The organism is Neobacillus sp. PVCKKU3, from assembly GCF_058323225.1.
Genome location: NZ_JBLVQN010000038.1, coordinates 13,110 through 32,428, shown reverse-complemented (window position 1 = coordinate 32,428; position 19,319 = coordinate 13,110). Strand labels below are relative to the sequence as shown.

Sequence of the window (19,319 nt, the reverse complement as noted above, 5' to 3'; positions counted from 1 at the left end):
TAATAAAGTTATAATTAGGTTAAAAGACATATATTTAATGATTGAAAAGGGGGAGAAAGTTTGATAAAAGCACAATATAAAAAACGAATGACACTATTTAAAAAAAGTGATTATACGATCTCAGAAAACGGAATCAGCCAAATTGAAACCATTCCCATTGGCGGTATTCAACAAAGCATCCTGATTCAGACAGAAAAACCAGGAAGTCCTGTCCTGCTATTTATACATGGAGGTCCCAGTATGCCTGTTCCTGGTGTATCAGGTCGGGGCACTGATTACGCATTGGTAATGACCACCAAAGAACTAGTCAAACATTTTACCTTGGTTTTTTGGGACCAACGCGGTACAGGGAAATCTTTTTCCAAAAATATACCGAAAGAAACGATGCACTTAAAACAATTTATCGATGATGCCAGAGACGTTACAGATTATTTAAGATCTCGGTTTAATCAAGATAAACTGCATCTAGGAGCTCATTCCTGGGGAAGTGTGATTGGTCTATACCTTGCGTACAAATATCCGGAAAAATACTATTCTTATACAGGTTTTTCTCAGATTACAAACTGGGTTGAAAATGATAGGTTAAGCTATAAGTGGCTGGTTCAGAAGGCCACTGAGACAAACAACAAACGGGCGCTAACGGAGCTTGCTGCGGTAGGAGAACCGCCTTATACGAAGGATTTTAAACAGTGGTCTGTTATTAGGAAATGGCAATTTAAATATAATACTATATTCTACGATGCAGGTGACAAAAAATCTGCTACCTTTTTTTCAGGGCTAAAAATCATGCTGCGTTCGCCGGATTATTCTCTACTTGATATTTATAATTCCCTTGTGAGAGGTTTTAAGCTTTCGTATACAGACGCTTTGATCCACGATATCAATACATTTGATTTTTTCAGCGAGGTGCCAGATTTAAATGTACCTGTGATGTTTATCCACGGTAGCAAAGAAAAACATGTATTGCCTGAACTAATCACTCGTTATTTCGAAGTGCTTGATGCCCCCAAAGGAAAATCATTATATTGGTCTGATAAATCTTCCCATGCTTTTCACACTGATGATGCAAGAGAAAATGAGCAAAGACTTATAAGCAATTTATTAGAGGCGCAAGGTTCTTAACAACACCAGAAATATTAGAGTTAAGGAGAAGGAGGAAAAATGAGAAAAGATCAAATTTTCAAAGAAAAAATAAGTTTAATAGAATGGGTTGATTCTTTAAAGGAAATTTCAAATGATCTTTGGTTTAGGCCTTTTAAAGAAGGGGCATGGGGGATTGCGGATGTCATTTCCCATTTTATTTCATGGGACAAATTTTTAATAACCAATAGAGTATCCTGCATTTATCATAATGAGGAATTTCCAGAGTTTACTATAGATGTAGAAGATGTAAATAAAAAGGCATCACAATACGCAAGATCAGGTATTTCCAAAGAGGAACTAATTACGGAGTTTATCACTGTTCGTAAGGAACTTGTGTCCTTTTTACAAAAGATCCCAGAAGACACATTCACCGAACCTTACCCCGGAAGAGAACACATGACTTTAGGAGAGTACTTTGCAGGAATGATCGAGCATGACTTAAAACATAAGGAACAAATAGAGGAACATATTAAAAAGGAATGAAACACGGGGACGGTTCTTCTGCTTCATTTTCTAGCGAAAATGAGGCATGAGAACCGTCCCCAAGCATTAGATGCCTCGCAAGTGTATAGGAAAGCTACTTATTGCACGATAAAAGCCCTGTCTCGCTTGAGACAGGGCTGAAATCTTACTAGTCCTTTAATGAAGGCTGTTGTTTAAAGCCTGGGGCAATCTGCTCCAAATCTAATGACTTATAATTATCCCAATTTCCTTTATTAAATGTTTCTTCGTCAATCATGATAGCTAAAAAGATATAGCGAATATAATCCCAATGATTTTAAAAGCTTTTTTCATATTGATTCTTCTTCCTTTTTATGTATTTTTTTGTTCTAAATTTAAGTATTATCCTTCGAAAAATTCTAGATAATATCCAGTTCTTTAACTTTTTCAGTAAATGCCACAGTAACCTTAGCAATAATCCTTTCAAAATGATCTGGAAAAGGATGTTGTATTTAGATTCATTTGAAAAATTGATTGAGACAACATCTTCCCGACCCACATATTTTTTAAATATATAAAACTTTCAAAAATTTTATAGTATAATATTTTCTGAAAAGAAAAAAAACTACTAAACTGTGTAGAGGGTGAAAGAGATGCTTGCTAGAGATTTTATTTTAAAGACTTTTCAAAAATATGAAGTAGAGTATTTGTTTGGAAACCCTGGGACAACTGAATTGCCATTGGTTGACGGGTTGGTGAACTATCCGGATCTTAAATATATTCTTTCCTTACACGAAGATGTGTGTGTGGGGATGGCTGCAGGTTATGCCCAGGCAACCGGAAAACCAGGGGTCGTTAATCTTCATGCTGCTCCCGGCCTGGCTCATGGATTAGGGAACGTCTACAATGCCTATCGTGCAGGAGTACCGTTGATTGTCACCGCCGGCCAGCAGGATACTAGACTTGCTATCCAGGAACCTGCATTATGGGGAGATATGGTAAGTATGGCCCAAAATTACACAAAATGGAGCTGGGAAGTCAAAAATGCACAGGAATTGCCTATTGTCCTGCATAGGGCCTTTAAAGTAGCCCTTACCGAACCGATGGGTCCTGTTTTTCTTTCTCTTCCTTCGGATGTGCTTTGGCAGGAGATTGAGGAAGAAACAATCCCGCTTACCGTTGTTTCTTCCAATATTAGGGGAGATCTTGAAGCAGTGCAAAAGGCGGCCGATTTGATTCGGCATGCAAGCAGCCCTGTCTTTTTAGTCGGGGATCACTTGGCCAGCTGCCAAGGGTTGGACGAAATGGTTCGACTTGCGGAGATGATTGGCGCTCCTGTATATGTAGAGCATCAGGCCTCCAGATTAAATTTCCCTTATGGTCACCGTCAATACGTAGGAAGATGCCTGCCAAACGGTCCTTTTATCAAGAAAGCTCTTTCGGAAGCGGATGTTGTGATTTTCGTGGGAGTCACAAGTCAAGCTCCACTCCTTTACTTTGACCAGCCGATTATCCAAGAGGGAACAAAGGTAATCGCTATTGACAGTGGTGAATGGGAGCTTGGCAAGAATATGCACGTAGATATTGCCATTTCCGCCAGCCCAAGGATTGCGATTCAGGAGATTACACAATTAATCGAAACTCAATCAAATAATGAGGATAAAGCCCGATTCGAAAGGTTAAAAGAAAAGACTATACAGAAGAAAATACATAGTGATGAGCTCCGTTTAAAGGAACTAGAAGATACTAGAGGCCAGTTTCCTTTATCCCCTGCCGAAGTCATGTATGAATTAAATAAAGCACTGCCGGAAAATGTTTTAGTCGTTGACGAATCCGTAACGTCCGGTAGATATACCCACAGTTATTTGGAACTGAACCAGCCTGGTAGCCTTATCGCATTGAAGGGCGGCGGTCTGGGATACGGCATGCCGGCCTCCCTTGGCGCGCAGTTGGGGCGTCCTGATCAGAGGGTTGTCAATATCATTGGGGATGGTTCTTCCCTTTACTATATTCAATCATTATGGAATGCTGCCAAGTATCAACTCCCAGTAGTCTTTGTGATTATGAATAACCAAAGTTACATGATTCTGAAAGGTGGAATTCTTAATATCAAAGGGGAATCGGCAAAGCATAACGTGTTCCCGGGCATGGATTTAAATGAACCTCCAGTAGATTTTGTCAGTGTCGCTAAGGGGTTTGGAATTGATGCTGTCAGAATTGAAAGGGCAGAGGAACTTCAACCTTCTTTTGAAAAAGCCTTTCAAGAGAAAAAGCCGATTTTGCTGGATGTGGTTATTGATTCTACGGTGAAGGTTTATCTTCAGTAAAACTACTATAAGTCAGCTTGATTGGTACAAAGCAGTATAGAGGTATGAAATAAGAAGCCGATCTTCCAGTTTGCTGGTTGAAGCATGCTTTCGGTAATAATTTGGTTGAAAAAGTAGATCAATCTATTATTTTTATCGGCTTTTTTTTTAAAATTTGCTACCCTTGGAGGAATGTAACATGGCAAATCTTACATCAAATCAATCAAAGCCTGCTACCTCTTTTACAAAAGAGGTACAGAGGAGATTTAATGAAACCTTAAATTTTGAAGATATACAAGATTTTATTGATGCAGATAGAGGCTTGATTGCTTCAACTGAAAATAAAATCCAACATTTTATTGACACTACAGGAAGAGTGCCCGAAACTGTCAACCCAAGTTTATGGAGAAACGTGCAATTACAAGCAAAAGCTGGGTTGTATAAAGTCGTTGATGGTATCTATCAAGTACGTGGACTTTCCATCGCTACTACTATATTCGTAGAGGGAAAAACCGGAGTGATTGTCATAGACACTTCAAGTGGAATGCCGCCTGCTAAACAAGCAATTGAATTATATTTCAGTCATCGTCCCAAATAACCTGTAACTGCCATCATTATTAGTCAAAGCCATAGTGATCATTACGGCGGTACTAAGGCCATTCTTGAATATGCGGATAATCCTGACATTCCGATCATTGTCCCTGATCATTTTACTAAAGAGGCATTCAGTGAAAACGTTTTATTGGGCCCCATCATGAATCGCCGGGCCTGGTATCAGTTCGGTATCGGTTTGCCAGTGGGAGAGGGCGGGTTTTTATCAACCGGCATTGGATCGGTTTTCGGTACAGGCAATGCGCATCATGGTTTTGAAATGCCGAATGTTGAAATAAAAAATGAAGTGGAAACGCTAGAGGTTGACGGGATTAAGTTTGTCTTTTTGTTGACTCCGCATACAGAAGCACCTGCTGAGATGCATTTCTATATTGAAGATTACAAAGCTTTATTTGTTTCGGAGAATGCCAATAAAACGCTTCATCAAATTTATGCTATAAGAGGGGCGAAAACGCGGGATTCACTGGAATGGGTGAAGGCACTTGATAGAACGATAGATTTATTTGGTGAAAAAGAAATCGATGCTTTGGTGATGATTCATGCTTGGCCGGTATGGGGGAAGGAACGAGCGTTAGAACATTTAAAATATCAACGTGATCTATACAAATATATCCATGACCAAACTGTTCGATTAGCCAATCATGGATATACCATGGATGAAATTGCCGAATTAATTGAACTTCCGGAATCATTAGGTACATACTGGGGGAACCGTGGCTATTATGGTACGTTAAAACACAATTCAAAAGCGGTTTATAATTTTTATTTAGGCTATTATAGCGGCCATCCTGCTGACTTAGATCCACTTCCACAAGTTGAAGCGGGTAAAAAGTACGTCCAATACATGGGCGGTGCTGCCAATATCTTAAAACAAGCAAAGGTAGATTACGAGAATGGAGAATACCGTTGGGTGGCTCAAGTGTTAAGACATGTGGTAATGGCGGACCCGGATAATACGGAAGCAAATGATTTATTAGCCGATGCTTTTGAACAATTAGGTTACCAGGCTGAGTCATCCAACTGGCGAAATGCTTATCTATTAGGGGCATCAGAACTAAGAAATGGAGTCCGTCAAGGGCGAGCCGCATCAAAAGAAATTTCGCGCTTAATCCTTAGGACTTCCTTTGACGAATTCTTTAAGTTGATGGCCGTTAGGTTAAATGGACCAAAAGCAGAAGGTAAGAGGATCGTCGTTAATGTAACTCTAACAGATGTAAATGAACTTTATTCGATTTACTTAGAAAATTCTGTTTTGAATAAGAAGGAAAGGCTGGATGCTAATCCGGATGTTTCAATCGTAGCTGACAAGAAAACATTTTTTGAATTTTTACTTGGAGCAATAGACCTAGAACAAACAATTGCTTCAGAAAAATTAAGACTATCAGGTAATACGGACAAGCTAAAAGAATTATTAAACCTGTTGGATGACTTTAATCATACTATTAATATTGTAACTCCTTAAATGTGAAGCACGGGGACGGTTCTTCTGCATCATTTTCTAGCGAAAATGAAGCCGAGAACCGTCCCCATGCATCACCCACGCATCACTTTTCTAACTCTTTTCGCAACAACCTATTATGCAGTTTGGAAAGCAATAGTAAGGATATGATGGTACCAGCTAGGGTTAATACCATATCCCATTGTGCATCCCATATATCACCTTGGTTCCCTAGAAAGTTTTTAGCTGTTTTTCCTCCCTTGCCTATAATAAAACTTATCCATTCAATGATTTCATACATCGCGGAAATGGCAAGAGAAATACTTGTCACAATCCAAAACAACCATTTACCTTTTTTCAATGGAGTTTTCCTTAATAATAATTCTCTTATCACAATGCCAATCATGCCTTTTAAAAAATGTCCAAATCGATCGTAGTGATTTCTTTTGAAATCAAAAGTATCTTTTATCCAATTAAATAGAGGAACCTTTGAATAGGTGTAATGGCCGCCGACAAACATCAAAACCGCCATAATAGCAATAATGACGTAAGAAAGGGTAGTAAGACGAAACTTTTTGTACGTTAATAGGGTGATAATTAAAATGATGATGGCAGGAGTGGCTTCCAATGTCCAGGACTTGTAGCTTGCAGGCTTGATAAGTGACCAAATTAAAACGGCGATTACAACCAGTAATAGCAGGACTTGAATCGTCTTGACACTTTTTCCTTTCACTTCTAATATCACTCCTATATAGTTTCCTCGCAGCGGTAAAAAGGCTGTTGAACCTATTTTTTCAACAGCCCTAAATAGTTTGATTATTTTGGTCTAAAAGGTTGGAAAGGATAACCGAGTTTTCTTGGTCGGCATCATATTGCACAACATCATCATACTCGAATAAACGAAAGCTATCTGGGAAATGTTCGCGCATGTATTTCACAAAAGCCTGAGGATCATTATTTCCTCCACGCCGAAATTCCATCATAATGGCCCGAAATTTATGCGGTGGCAATTCGGTTTGGATATGATAAGAGTTTGTAAATCCCAATTGATCCGAACTGTATAGGTTATAGGTATAAAACATCCTAAGCCCCTCTTTCCTTAGTATTCAGTTATATTATTTTGCCCTATTTATTGATTGTTATCTGTGTATATTTTCGCAAATCATTAAAAAAATATAAGGGTGAAACACGGGGACGGTTCTCGTGCTTCATTTTCGAGAACTAATGAAACACGGGGGCGGTTCTGGTGCTTCATTTCGAGCGCTAATGAGACACGAGAACCGTCCCTATGCATCTAAATAGGGGAGCGAGATTAATTGTACGATGATAACACGGAAAAATTCAGATTTAGGTTGGAGAATGATGATGGGGAGGTGGAAGTTGAAGGTGAAATCTATGGGGCAAGCCAAATCCCATTTTTGGATGATTTAAAGTTTAAAGCAGTAATTGGGCTGCTTAATTCAGTTGATAAAAAGAACTTTAGTGATTCAGGGAATCATCAGGTATTTAAATATTTTATCAGGGAAATTGAAGAGACAATTCATGAAATGAAAAAATATGATCAATTTCAAGGAAAACTTAAGTAATTCAAATTGTGGTCTAATTAATAAATCAAAACTGCCTCAAATCACACTAAAATAAATACAGACTAGGAAGGTATCGGTTCTTCCCAGGCTGTATTTATTTGTATAATTATTTTCGCATATCATGCCATTTTTGAAATTTTCCATGTTCAAAGTGTCCCTTGTGTACTTGGTCAAAGTGATGCTCTGAATGAGTTGCCCTTCCACCGCCAAAGCCAATTAAAACACCGAGTGCAAAGACACAAACAGAATAAATTATTCGATGCTTTCTTTTCTTGCGAGAATGGATGAATTTTTCTTTTAATTCTTCTCTAATTTCATTTTTAATCTCATCTTTAAGAGTTTTGATGTTTTCTTGATTCCGTTCTAAAGGTTGCTCTTGAGGTTCTTCCTGAGGTAGTTCTTGTGGTTCATCTGACATTCCTGCACACACCTCCTTTTCTCCTAATATATAGAAATCGTAATTTATCATTTCTTAACAAATTGTTAAATTTTATGGAATTATTTTTCGTTTTTAATCTTACTGTTTGGGATTAAAGAAAAATCAAGATTAATTTCTATATTGGCAGCTGGAAATAATTGTGATATTTTTGAGCTAATCATGAAAGATTTTTAAGTATCAGCATAGATTCAGTACGTTTTTGAATAAAATTAATTGTTTATAAGAGGTGTGTGAGATGAATATTAAGGGGTTAGATCATTTAGTTTTAACAGTTAAAGATATTGAAGTTACATGTAAATTTTACTCTTCAGTTATGGGTATGGAGGTTCAAACCTTTGGTGCAGGGAGAAAAGCACTTAAATTTGGAAATCAAAAAATAAACCTTCATCAATATGGGAAGGAGTTTGAGCCAAAAGCAATTCGGCCTACACCTGGCTCGGCAGATTTATGTTTTATTACGGATACTCCAATAGAACAAATAGCAGAATCCTTAGAAAAACACGGAATTGCCATTATAGATGGCCCTATCGAACGAACTGGTGCATTAGGAAGTATTAATTCAGTATATTTCAGGGACCCGGATTTTAACCTTATTGAGGTTTCTAATTATATTAGGTAAACCTGTTCTTGCTTCTCCAAATCCTTACCAATTATGGTCATGTAATCAATGTTCAAATTTGGGTGCCTTCTTATTACTTTAAAAGGATTTCTATACCATGCGTCGAATAAAGAATAACATTAATAATTACCCTAATCTAGGAAGGAACAAATAAGATTCAAAGAATCATTATCTCGAATCAGATTTTACTAGATTAATAAAAAAGTCGGAAGTAGGGAATTTAGATGCTATTTGATTTAACCGGAAAAGTAAGTATTGTTACAGGGGCTAGTAAAGGGATTGGTAAAGCAATAGCTGTAGGTTTGGCTGAAGCTGGCAGCCACGTTGTTCTCTGCAACCGCACAAAAGTTGAGTTGGATGAAGTTGCAAAAGAAATTGAACAAAAAGGGGTTGAGGCCTTAGTTATTCCGTGTGATGTTTCGAATCCTAAAGACATTCAAAATGTAGTAGATGAGGCAGTTAATAAATTCCATCAAATTGACGTTCTCATAAACAATGCTGGAATAACTGTAAAGAGGCCGGCAGAGGAATACGACCTAAATGATTGGAATAAGGTGATCGGTGTTAATTTAACGGGTGTATTTTTATTCGCCCAGGCAGTCGGCCGTCAAATGATTAAGCAAAAGAAAGGAACCATCATAAATGTTTCCTCCATTGGAGGGGAAACGGCGCTTACCGGGTCAATAGCTTATTGCGCTAGTAAGGGCGGCGTCAACATGCTGACCAAAGTATTGGCGGTTGAATGGGCTCCTCATGGCATAAGGGTAAATGGGATTGCACCTGCATATATTGAAACCCCTTTGGTAAAAGCCATTAAGGACCAACGAAGTGAGTTTGCCCAAAAGATTGAGGCAAGAACACCACTAAATCGATTAGGAATGCCTGATGAATTAATAGGTTCGGCTATTTTCTTAGCCTCTGATGCTTCATCTTATATTACAGGTGAAACCTTAAAAGCTGACGGAGGTTGGACAGCTTTAGGACTTTAAAGCATATTGCAGAAGGAAAAGCCAGGGGACCGTTCTCCTGGCTTTTATATGCTAGCAGAACCGTCCCCATGTCTCACCTTACATATTCTAACAACACTTCTCCATGTTCCCTCCGTCCAGTATCACGAAAACCAAATGTTTGGTAAAATCGATTGGCGTCTGTATTGTCTTCTTTTACGCCAAGGACAATGGAGTCGCTGCAGTCATCGAGCTTTGCCAGAAAGGTGATGGCTTGCAACAAAGCCGATCGGCCATAGCCCTTTCCTTGGAAGGCCTTATCAATCATAAAGCGAATAATCCAATAGGTTCCATCCTCCGGGTCCTTGCCGTACATCAGAAATCCTATCATTCTATCATCTAAATAAATACCCATCGGAACAAAGGATTGCTCAAATTTGGACTCTGCCAGTGAATATAAATTTGAGGCAATAAAGGACTGCTGATGGGGGGCAACTTGCAATTGAATGCAATCCTCCCAATTTTCGTTAGTTATTGGTCGCAATGAAATAGACATGTGCTTTTTATTCTCCCTTTTAGTTTTAAAAAATAAATTCCAATCCATTAGGAAAATTATAAATTATTAGGTAAATACTGTATATATTTTTTATATAAGCACACCTTTGAAAAATAGAAGTACATATAAAAGAATTTGGCAGCAAATTACAACTCAAGTTCGAATATCGCACGTGCCCTACAAGTCATTGTTTATTTCTTCTAACAATCTAACAAATTCTTAATTTTATGGTAAAATAATCCTGTATTATGCGATAGGCCAAACTAACTATACTTTTAAAACAAAAATGCTAAGTGATTAAATTGAGATAAATAGTGGGAGGACATAAAATGGTTGCAGAAAAAATTGTGGTTGGCGCAGGAACAAAGTACCCGCTTAATGGGATGTTGAGCATTCCTGAAGAGAGGAATGGTACCATTCCGGCGGTAATCTTGGTTCACGGTTCCGGGCCAAGTAATATGGACGGGAAAGTAGGAAATAATTTTATTTTTAAAGAATTTGCCGAAGGATTGTCGGAAAGAGGAATTGCCGTCATTCGCTATGACAAGAGAACCTTCGTTTACGGTAAAGAGATGAAACACGATAATGGAATGTCTGTTAGAGAAGAAACCATTGAAGATGCCATTCTCGCCGCTGATTTGTTACGAAATGACCCACGGATTGATTCTAATAAAATCTTTATCATCGGTCATAGCATGGGCGGAATGTTAGCTCCAAGAATAGACGCGGAAGGCGGAAATTTTGCCGGAATTATTATTATGGCTGGTTCACCGCGAAAATTAGAGGAAATCATGATGACGCAAAATGACCTCGCATTAAAGTCGTTGAACAGGGTTATAAGATTCATTGCAAAGAAGCAGGTAGCTGCCTTATCATCCAAGTTAGATAACATTTACAACCTAACAGATGAGGAGGCAAAATCAACCCCCGTTTTAGGCAAACAAGTAAAAGCTTATTATCTTAAAGAAATGGGTGAACACCCAGCAATTCATTATCTTAAAGATTTAGAAAAACCGGTTTTAATCATGCAAGGAGAAAAAGATGTTCAATCATCCGTAGAAAATGATTTTGAAGCTTACAAAAAGCTATTGGACCAAAAGCCGAACGTAACATTTAAACTATATCCAAACTTAAATCACCTATTTATGCCAGCCATCTACGGGACTATCCTAAAAGTCCAAAAAGAGTACAAGATTGCCCAAAAGGTAGACAGCCAAGTACTAAATGATATCTCTGATTGGATCCATTCACTTTGAGGCATGGGGACGGTTCTCATGCATCATTTTAAGGTCCTTAAGGGAATCTGCCGAATATCAGACCGACATGTTGCTGCATGTTCGGTCTTTTGTTTAATATGGTAAAATATTGAAACAATGGGGCAGTAAGGTTTTTCGGAGGGGGATTACTGTGTATTATTCTAATGACGAACTTAAAAGAATCATTGAAACAAAGCCAGTAGGCGATTTCTACCCTTTTAACCTCAAAGAATACGATGATGCTGCTGTAGATGAATATATCTCAAGAGTCGTTGGCTCGTTGGCAGCTATCAAAAATCTTGCTTATCAAGCTGAATTTGATAGCTATGGGAGCGGATATGCTTCCTATGTAGAAGTTTTTTGCTACAAAAAGGATGGAAGCTCTTCTGAAGAACGAGATGGTGTATTAGAGATTGTTGGAATTAGAATTTATATATGCCGCCTTACTCCAGTTGCAGTAATTGGGAAGGGGAGAGTGACCAAACACGATAGAGGAGGAAGCAGTGATTTCCTGCCAAGTCAAAATGTAGATGTATTACCATCAGGCGACTGGGAAGAGATGGCAGCAGGAATTAGGGAAGTGTTACGCAGGTATCATTTCAAGGTTCTAGACAGTAATTATGTTAGCCAACCACTGCCTTTTGAATCGGATATCCCTACGCTCTTGGGCGATCCACCGTATAAAATTTTCGATGCTTTATTTTACTGGGAAGATTAAATTGGTATTCTTTTATGTCAGCTAGGTCCATTTTAACAACTTGGGGTGAGCAGTTATTCTCATTATTGACTTTCTAATAGATATTGCAGGCGAATTTATTGAACATTTAATCCCAAATCCTACCCCCAAGTTTGACAAGAACATCATCCGGTTAAAAGACGAGGCTTGGTTTTCAGAGCTAGAAAAAGATTATCGATACCAATATATTATTTATAACAACCGAAAAGTAAAGCGCTTTTTAAGCAACGAAACAAATGTTAAAAAGATTACAAGTATGGATTCAGAAAGGGAGCAATTCATTCTTCTGATAAAAGAAGAGCATGAAAAATTCGTGGGCCTGCGAAAGCAGTAAAATCGTCCTGTAATAAAAAGGCTGTATCGCCATTACGATGCAGCCTTTCACTTACCGGTCTTTTCATTTTTCAGCCAGACCATCAATTGAAACAAGCCGCTTTTCATCATGCGTCCCTCTTTGGGAAACTAACGCCATACTCGAAGTGTCTTCAATGCTTTCAATCCAAACTGGAATACCGTGGTACTGAACCGCTATTTCATTTTCTGCTGCCAATATTTCCTTGACCCTATTTAGATCCATTTACATCACCTCAATGTTATTTTTCCAAAAAGTCATAACATTATAAGGAAATAAAACAAACACATATGAAACATAGGGACGGTTCTTTTGTCTCATTCTCTAGCGCAAATGAAGCATGAGAACCGTCCCCATGCATCAGAATGTGACTTTTCTAATGGTTTCCGGTGTTTCTGCATAAGCTTTTAGTAAACCGTTGAAGCTTATTTCTTCTTTGTTAACTTCTTTAAAAGGTAAATAAACCTGTAATTGCTTGGAGAGGGGAGAATGTGAAAGTTCAACCGTTTTCGGATCCGTCCAGTGCGCATGGACGGGCTGGTCATTTGCGAATGGAAACGCTTCCGGAAAACCGTTTCGGAAAAAGGGGTGCTCATCTGCTTTTTCTACCCCAGGTTTGTTCAGGCAGATATAGAGGGAGAGGTTATCACAAAACTTAAGAATCTTGAGGTGATACATGAACAGGTTTTCCATGTCTATATTTCCCTTGATTCCCAAATTATCAAATAGGTACTGGAGCCTCTTTCTTTCATCGGCAACAAATTCCTTAGCAAGTGGATCTACCTCGTTCTGCAGAAATGAAACAAAATGCAAACTGCAAAGAAGACTGGCATACTTGCTCATACATTCTACTTCATCAATTCCTTTTTTATAAATAGCAGTCTTTAACTTCATGGGGTGATCGATAAATGAGTATGGTTTGTCTTTTTCGTTATTCCATAAAGGCCATTCGTCAGCCTCAATCCAGCCACGATCGTGTTCACTTATGGCTAGAACCACTTCATCTTTCAAATCCACTCCGTAGAAATAATCATTTTTCCAGGACTGTGCAAATATGCCTGATATCCTAGCGTGGTCATCCTGTTTTATCATAATAAAGCTATCTTCCTGCTCATAAATAATCATTTTCCCTCACTCCTTTCTAGAAATGCTCTTTCTTAATAAATATTTATAGGATTAGTAGAAATGCATAAAATAAATTCTATTTGTAAACGATTCGGCTATATGTTTATGATTATTTAAATACAATAGGAGGAAGTCATGATGCCAAACTTATCAGAGTTTCGACCTAGCTCAGCTGGGTTTAAATTCGGTAACAGCTTTCCACGTGTTCCTTTAAAAAAATTGGATATTTGGGGTAGGCAGATTACATTTGGTGATGCATCTTACGGCCTTTGTGGCGGAATGGTTTTTGCAGTCATGGACTACTTTGAAGCAAATATGCCACTCCCGTCAAATCAGGCAGCCCCTTCAGAAGGTCCGTTATTTGACTTTATCGTTAACCGGCAGATTAATAGTTTAAATTTGCCCTTAGGTTTTATTAAATATTTGTATTTGATGAATCCTGTACTACCGGACGATGAAACCATGGCTAGTAAAATAGGGGCTGCACCGCACGGAAGGTCCTGGAGAATGATAACAAAGGAATGGCCTCGAATTAAAAATGATCTTGATCATGGAAACCTATCGCCACTTGGTTTAGTAAGAGTAAAATCCCTCAATCCTTTTCAGTTTGGAAAAAATCATCAAGTTCTTGCATACGGATATCACTTGAATAAGAACGATCTGTCCATTAATATATATGATCCTAATTACCCAATCGATGATCATGTCACGATCTCCTTAAATATTGGAAATCCCGCGTCCGCAACAACCGTTGTGCATTCAAAGTCCTCAGGACCTATTTATTGCTTTTTTAGGACAGATTACAAATTTAAAAGGCCGGTGGAAGCGTCCGAATCGATCAATAAAATAAGCCGTTTTTTCTAGCTATTGAAAAAACGGCTGTTACTATCGATCGGAGACATCAAATCTCAATAACTTTAATCGTAGAAAAAATCTCTCCTTCCGCTGTTTGGTGATGCCATTCATGTGGATAGTATCCTAATGGGTTGCAGATGATTTCAATTCCGTTATAGTGCTCATGGTGTCTGGTATGGATATGACCGAAAATATACTTTTTTACGCCATACTTCAATGCCAATTCACCGAAACGTTCGCTGCCCATCATGGCATTGAAAAAGTCCCAAGATGGATCGCCCTTAACTTGTAAATATTTTTTAAAGGGAACCACATGTGTGACCATGATGATATTTTTACCGTGGTACTCCTTTAACCGGTTCTCGAGCTTTTCAACGTAACGGTCCGTTTCTTCGCCATCCGAACCTGGCCAATGGGCATATTGCTTATCCGGCCAGGTAAAGTCGTTGAACGTGCCGATCCTAAATTGTTCTTCCGTGTACCCATCGATTTGAAAACTATAATCATACCAACCGCCGTCACCAATAACGACCCAGTCCTCATTTAATTCAACCGGGCCATTTCCAAGATTCCCGGGGAATTGAAGCAATTTTTCATAAGCGGCCTTTGAATCTTCATGATAGATATCATGGTTACCGTGCACAAATAAGATCTTTGTTGTTGGAAAATCATTTTGAAGCTTATTCAAAAGAGCAAGGCTTTTATCTGGACCCGCTGTCATATCGCCGCTGATTATAAACACATCGGGGTGATTGGTTTCTATCCATTTATTTAACACTGCCATAATTTCGCTCTGAGTCCGTTTTCGATTCAAGCCTTCATGAATATCTGACAAAATAGCAATTTTCACTCCCAGTCCTCCCTGCAAAAATAGTCCTTCATACAATTTCTTTAAAACCAATCCATTTTCCTTTATTAAAGCAAAAAAGTACCGGGCACCACCCATTTTAGAGTAGTGCCCGGCACCTTTTAAAAATCACCACCATATCTGCGGTGCTTCCGTTTCTTGAAGAGAAGGAATAATTTGTTCATCATTTTCCCAATTCAATTGCTCCAAAAATTGAAAAACATCTTCCTCGACGCGATTTCGTTCATCATCAAGTGTAATGATATGGCCCGAATTCTCATACCACTTGATTTCTTTATTGGTAGATTGAATCCCGTTGTATAGTATTTGCGGGCTCTCCATATCAATTACCTCATCATGCCTGCCTTGAATGATGCAGGCTGGGACGGAAATTTTATTTAGCCGAGAGGACACCCCTGATACCAGCCTCATTAACCCTTGAACTGCCGGCATACTGTTATCCTGAAATGCACTCAATTCGCTATTGATGTCTTGTTCTGACTTTCCTTGCAACTCCTTGTACTTTTGAGCATAGGCACGTACCATATTTGGCAGTGTTTCTTTATTTTTAAAACCCATAGGTGCACACATTGTGACAACCCCTACCAGTGGGTACTCAGTTGCCAGCTTCAAGGAAAAAACTCCCCCAAGTGATATACCCGCTGCAGCAATTTTTTCGTAGCCTTTATTCTTTAACAGCTGGTAACCCTCCAATACACTTTTCCACCAATCTTCCGGGGTGGAGTTCATAAGCTCTTCAGGCGAGGCGCTGCCATGTCCTTTATATAGAGGTGCATGGGAGGAATAGCCTTTCTCTTCTAAAAAGCGGCCTAACATACGTACATCTGCTGTGTTGCCAGTAAAACCATGAAGAAGCAAAACAGCGCGGTCCCCGCCTTCAAACGTAAATGGTTCGGGTGCTTTTAATTGCATGTCCAAACTCCTTTTGCAGATTTATATTATGTTTGTTAGTTTTTGTCTTCCTTGGGTAATTCATTACAAAAATTAATCATTGGTGGTATTGGTTCTGTTTAATGTGAAAAAGAGTAGCGGACTAGGGAAGTTCTAAAGACACTCCTATTTCTGTTTTACATAAAATAATTTAGATTTGAGATTTGGGGGACGGTAATCATGAATGATCCAAAACAAATCCATAAAGTCAGCAGGAGCAGGAACGATGAAAAAAGTAAAGAAATAAAAAAATTGGAAAAAGAGGTTGCCCTAGGCCTTTGGATTCAAGTAATTGGTCAGCTCATCGAATTAAAAGGTTTAACTGGGCTTTACCATTTGGAGGAAGATCAAAATAAAGTGGGAGAACAACAAATATTGACGGGGGTATGGATTAGGACTATTGGACAACTTCTGGAGGCGATATCTGTCTCAGGTCAAATAAACGAAACAGACCTCATTAAACTTCTGCAGGAGCAAAAGCTTGCCATAACAGGGGATATGCTTGTTTCAATTGGCTCCGCCTATGAAGTTATCGGAGGAATTAATGTGCTTGAAGAGGAGTCCATTAAGCCTACAATTATTGTTCCATAGAAACAAGGCATGGGGACGGTTCTATTGGCACCTTTTTACTGTTGTTGGAGATGGTTTACAAAAAGGTAGGAGATTCGAAGTTGATTGAATTGCAAAAAACAGCACCAGTAGTTAAGACTGATGCTGTGCAGTTGAAAGCAATTCTATTGCCGTTATTGATTGTTGGATTTTGCTTTCTCTTCATTGTGCTGTCTGATAATTTTATAACTTGTAAGAGCTGCATCACCTGAAATTCCGGCAATTAGCGAGAAGAAGATATTTTCTATAAAGGAATTAGGAGCGGTATAAAAAACGAGAAGAAGCGCAGCAATGGCACCTAGAAGCATTTCCTCAAGAAACCCGAGATAAAGAAATTTTTTTGTTCGGCGCGGCATGACAATTTTGCCATGCTTCCGAACATGTCCAAGAATTCCGACTGTCCCACCAATTACTAAAGAGAAAATAATGTCATCCAACACTTGTTTCTCACTCTCCTTAAGCCTATTTTTTTTGACCTAAGGTAAATCTTGGTGTATTACCATTATACTAAACTTGGAGACACAATAAAATTGGGAAAAATTCCAAGTTTTTGGTGAAATGAGGCATGGGAAGAGGCATGGGGACGGTTCTTTTGCATCATTTTCTATAGTAAATGATGCACGAGAACCGTCCCCATGCATCAACTCATCGAAAAAGAACAAAGATAATTATTATGAGTAAAAGAAAGGGGGAGAATTCATGAATATTCCGGAAAATGTTATTATTACATCGCTTAGAGGTAAAGAAGTTCTTTCTAATCCTTTTTTAAATAAAGGAACGGCTTTTACGAAAGAAGAAAGGGAGGATCTTGGACTCGATGGTTTGCTGCCGCCTCGGGTGCTCACGCTTGAGGAGCAGGTGAAAAAGGTCTATGAGCAATATTCGATGCGGACCACCAATCTATTCAAAAACGGCGTGCTTTATGATTTGTATAACCGCAATGTTGTTTTGTTTTACCGTCTTTTGAAGGAGCATTTAGCAGAAATGCTTCCGATTATCTACACTCCGACTGTAGGTGAAGCGATTGAGACATACTCTCATACCTACCGTCGACCGGGTGGTTTGTATCTTTCCATCGATGACCTGGATGGCATTGATACGGCATTTTATAATCTTGAACTTCCTAAAAATGGGATTGATTTAATCGTTGTTACGGATTCGGAAAGCATTCTCGGAATAGGGGACCAAGGGGTAGGCGGCATTAATATCGCCATTGGTAAACTTGCCGTCTATACAGCAGCTGCCGGTATTGATCCAAGCCGCGTTCTGCCAGTTGTCCTAGATGTTGGTACGAACAACCAGACGTTGATTTCTGATCCGATCTATATCGGTAACAAATTCGCCCGTGTCCGCGGCGAGAGTTACGAAGAGTTCATTGATTTATTCATCCAGACGGCCAGAAAGTTTTTCCCAGAAGTGCTTCTTCACTGGGAGGATCTTGGAAATGTGAACGCACGCAATATCATGGCCAAATATGGTGACAAAATCCTTACCTTCAACGATGACATCCAGGGAACAGGTGCGGTTACCCTTGCGGCGATTAAGTCTGCTTTGAAAGTCACCCGCACTCCCCTGAAGGATCAGCGGATTGTAATTTTCGGACCAGGGTCGGCGGGTATCGGAAATGCTGACCAACTGGTAGATGCGATGATTCTTGAAGGTCTAACTAAGGAAGAGGCCTATGACCGTTTCTGGGCAATTGATTACCGTGGGTTGTTGACTGACGAGTCTGGGGACGTCTTGAATTTCCAGAAACCTTATTTGCGGAAAGCAGAAGAAGTGAAGGACTGGGATAGGAATGAGGATGGCATCATTTCTTTAATCGAAGTAGTCGGGAGGGTAAAACCGACCATTCTAATTGGTACTTCGGGACAAGCCGGCGCCTTTACAGAAGAAATTGTAAAAGAAATGGCCAAACATGTTGAACGGCCGATTATTATCCCGATGTCCAACCCGACTGCACTGGCGGAAGCAGTCCCAGAAAACCTGATCAAATGGACGGATGGCAAGGCGTTAATCGCAACTGGCAGCCCATTTGATCATGTAGAATACAATGGAGTTTCCTACGAAATCGGGCAGGCAAACAATGCATTTGTATTCCCAGGGCTTGGCCTTGGAGCCATTGTGGCAAAAGCTGAAATCATTTCAAGAGGTATGTTTACAGCTGCAGCAAATGCAGTTGCCCAAATGACAGACACTAGCACATCAGGTGCATCTCTCCTGCCACCTATTGAAAAATTGCATGCGGTATCAGTATACGTCGCAGTTGAAGTAGCCAAAGCGGCCATAAACGAAGGAATAGCGAGGGCGGACATTCCGAATGTGGAGAAAGCAGTTGCCGAAGCCATGTGGGAACCTGAATATAAAGAAATAAAAAGTATAGGAATTTGGACAAGTATTTAAAAAAGTGATGCATGGGGACGGTTCTCGTGCATCATTCTTGGTGCGAGGATTTTAAGTAACCCCTAAGATGAAATCAGACCGGACATGTGGCTGCATGT

22 protein-coding genes are annotated in these 19,319 nt (G+C 39.3%); 13 read left to right on the top strand and 9 right to left on the bottom strand.

The window, feature by feature from the left end:
• Positions 1-60: 60 nt before the first annotated feature.
• The 5 genes from ACNQGS_RS21990 (at position 61) to ACNQGS_RS21970 (ending at position 5,964) form a co-directional block, all read left to right on the top strand.
• Entirely contained in the window at positions 61-1,122 is a 1,062-nt protein-coding gene (locus ACNQGS_RS21990) for an alpha/beta fold hydrolase (RefSeq protein ID WP_491489205.1), read from the top strand.
• A gap of 39 nt (positions 1,123-1,161) precedes the next feature.
• Complete coding sequence (locus ACNQGS_RS21985) at positions 1,162-1,626, top strand: DinB family protein (protein WP_491489204.1); 465 nt, start codon at positions 1,162-1,164, stop codon at positions 1,624-1,626.
• A 611-nt stretch (positions 1,627-2,237) separates the two neighbouring features.
• Entirely contained in the window at positions 2,238-3,911 is a 1,674-nt protein-coding gene (locus ACNQGS_RS21980) for a thiamine pyrophosphate-binding protein (protein WP_491489203.1), read from the top strand.
• 178 nt (positions 3,912-4,089) lie between these two features.
• On the top strand, positions 4,090-4,488 hold the full coding sequence (locus ACNQGS_RS21975) for a hypothetical protein (protein ID WP_491489202.1): 399 nt from the start codon (positions 4,090-4,092) through the stop codon (positions 4,486-4,488).
• Positions 4,489-4,644: 156 nt separating this feature from the next.
• Positions 4,645-5,964 carry an alkyl/aryl-sulfatase gene (locus ACNQGS_RS21970; RefSeq protein WP_491489201.1) on the top strand — a complete coding sequence of 440 codons (1,320 nt, stop codon included), beginning with the start codon at positions 4,645-4,647 and terminating at the stop codon, positions 5,962-5,964.
• 82 nt (positions 5,965-6,046) lie between these two features.
• On the opposite strand, the gene ACNQGS_RS21965 is transcribed toward ACNQGS_RS21970, so the two are convergent.
• Complete coding sequence (locus tag ACNQGS_RS21965) at positions 6,047-6,673, bottom strand: DUF2238 domain-containing protein (RefSeq protein ID WP_491489200.1); 627 nt, start codon at positions 6,671-6,673, stop codon at positions 6,047-6,049.
• A gap of 70 nt (positions 6,674-6,743) precedes the next feature.
• Positions 6,744-7,022 carry a hypothetical protein gene (locus ACNQGS_RS21960; protein WP_213145971.1) on the bottom strand — a complete coding sequence of 93 codons (279 nt, stop codon included), beginning with the start codon at positions 7,020-7,022 and terminating at the stop codon, positions 6,744-6,746.
• Positions 7,023-7,292: 270 nt separating this feature from the next.
• Between ACNQGS_RS21960 and ACNQGS_RS21955 the strand changes: the two genes are divergently transcribed.
• Positions 7,293-7,526 carry a hypothetical protein gene (locus tag ACNQGS_RS21955; protein ID WP_491489199.1) on the top strand — a complete coding sequence of 78 codons (234 nt, stop codon included), beginning with the start codon at positions 7,293-7,295 and terminating at the stop codon, positions 7,524-7,526.
• A gap of 106 nt (positions 7,527-7,632) precedes the next feature.
• Here the strand turns inward: ACNQGS_RS21955 and ACNQGS_RS21950 are convergent, their stop codons facing one another.
• Positions 7,633-7,944, bottom strand: a complete 312-nt coding sequence (locus tag ACNQGS_RS21950; protein WP_213145973.1) for a hypothetical protein — start codon at positions 7,942-7,944, stop codon at positions 7,633-7,635.
• Positions 7,945-8,200: 256 nt separating this feature from the next.
• Here ACNQGS_RS21950 and ACNQGS_RS21945 point away from each other — a divergent pair, with 256 nt between their 5' ends.
• On the top strand, positions 8,201-8,584 hold the full coding sequence (locus tag ACNQGS_RS21945) for a VOC family protein (protein ID WP_491489198.1): 384 nt from the start codon (positions 8,201-8,203) through the stop codon (positions 8,582-8,584).
• Between the two features lie 224 nt (positions 8,585-8,808).
• Entirely contained in the window at positions 8,809-9,573 is a 765-nt protein-coding gene (locus tag ACNQGS_RS21940; RefSeq protein ID WP_491489197.1) for an SDR family NAD(P)-dependent oxidoreductase, read from the top strand.
• 73 nt (positions 9,574-9,646) lie between these two features.
• Here the strand turns inward: ACNQGS_RS21940 and ACNQGS_RS21935 are convergent, their stop codons facing one another.
• Entirely contained in the window at positions 9,647-10,087 is a 441-nt protein-coding gene (locus ACNQGS_RS21935) for a GNAT family N-acetyltransferase (protein WP_491489196.1), read from the bottom strand.
• A 329-nt stretch (positions 10,088-10,416) separates the two neighbouring features.
• Here ACNQGS_RS21935 and ACNQGS_RS21930 point away from each other — a divergent pair, with 329 nt between their 5' ends.
• Together ACNQGS_RS21930 and ACNQGS_RS21925 are read left to right on the top strand one after the other, a co-directional pair.
• Positions 10,417-11,343, top strand: a complete 927-nt coding sequence (locus ACNQGS_RS21930; protein WP_491489195.1) for an alpha/beta hydrolase family protein — start codon at positions 10,417-10,419, stop codon at positions 11,341-11,343.
• A 151-nt stretch (positions 11,344-11,494) separates the two neighbouring features.
• Entirely contained in the window at positions 11,495-12,061 is a 567-nt protein-coding gene (locus tag ACNQGS_RS21925; RefSeq protein WP_491489194.1) for a hypothetical protein, read from the top strand.
• A gap of 415 nt (positions 12,062-12,476) precedes the next feature.
• Here the strand turns inward: ACNQGS_RS21925 and ACNQGS_RS21920 are convergent, their stop codons facing one another.
• Both ACNQGS_RS21920 and ACNQGS_RS21915 read right to left on the bottom strand, forming a co-directional pair.
• Positions 12,477-12,656, bottom strand: a complete 180-nt coding sequence (locus tag ACNQGS_RS21920) for a small, acid-soluble spore protein, H family (protein ID WP_491489193.1) — start codon at positions 12,654-12,656, stop codon at positions 12,477-12,479.
• Between the two features lie 135 nt (positions 12,657-12,791).
• A complete protein-coding gene (locus ACNQGS_RS21915; protein ID WP_491489192.1) occupies positions 12,792-13,556 on the bottom strand; it encodes a DUF3891 family protein in 765 nt (254 codons plus the stop codon).
• 138 nt (positions 13,557-13,694) lie between these two features.
• Between ACNQGS_RS21915 and ACNQGS_RS21910 the strand changes: the two genes are divergently transcribed.
• Positions 13,695-14,420 carry a hypothetical protein gene (locus ACNQGS_RS21910; protein ID WP_491489191.1) on the top strand — a complete coding sequence of 242 codons (726 nt, stop codon included), beginning with the start codon at positions 13,695-13,697 and terminating at the stop codon, positions 14,418-14,420.
• A gap of 37 nt (positions 14,421-14,457) precedes the next feature.
• Here the strand turns inward: ACNQGS_RS21910 and ACNQGS_RS21905 are convergent, their stop codons facing one another.
• Both ACNQGS_RS21905 and ACNQGS_RS21900 read right to left on the bottom strand, forming a co-directional pair.
• A complete protein-coding gene (locus ACNQGS_RS21905) occupies positions 14,458-15,261 on the bottom strand; it encodes a metallophosphoesterase (protein WP_491489190.1) in 804 nt (267 codons plus the stop codon).
• Between the two features lie 126 nt (positions 15,262-15,387).
• Positions 15,388-16,191: an alpha/beta hydrolase gene (locus tag ACNQGS_RS21900; protein WP_491489189.1), complete on the bottom strand. Its 804-nt coding sequence runs from the start codon at positions 16,189-16,191 to the stop codon at positions 15,388-15,390.
• Between the two features lie 198 nt (positions 16,192-16,389).
• Here ACNQGS_RS21900 and ACNQGS_RS21895 point away from each other — a divergent pair, with 198 nt between their 5' ends.
• Positions 16,390-16,800, top strand: coding sequence for a hypothetical protein (locus ACNQGS_RS21895; protein WP_491489188.1), 411 nt, complete (start codon positions 16,390-16,392; stop codon positions 16,798-16,800).
• 152 nt (positions 16,801-16,952) lie between these two features.
• On the opposite strand, the gene ACNQGS_RS21890 is transcribed toward ACNQGS_RS21895, so the two are convergent.
• Complete coding sequence (locus ACNQGS_RS21890) at positions 16,953-17,258, bottom strand: DUF4257 domain-containing protein (protein WP_213145988.1); 306 nt, start codon at positions 17,256-17,258, stop codon at positions 16,953-16,955.
• A 259-nt stretch (positions 17,259-17,517) separates the two neighbouring features.
• Between ACNQGS_RS21890 and ACNQGS_RS21885 the strand changes: the two genes are divergently transcribed.
• A complete protein-coding gene (locus ACNQGS_RS21885; protein ID WP_491489187.1) occupies positions 17,518-19,221 on the top strand; it encodes an NAD-dependent malic enzyme in 1,704 nt (567 codons plus the stop codon).
• Positions 19,222-19,319: the final 98 nt, after the last annotated feature.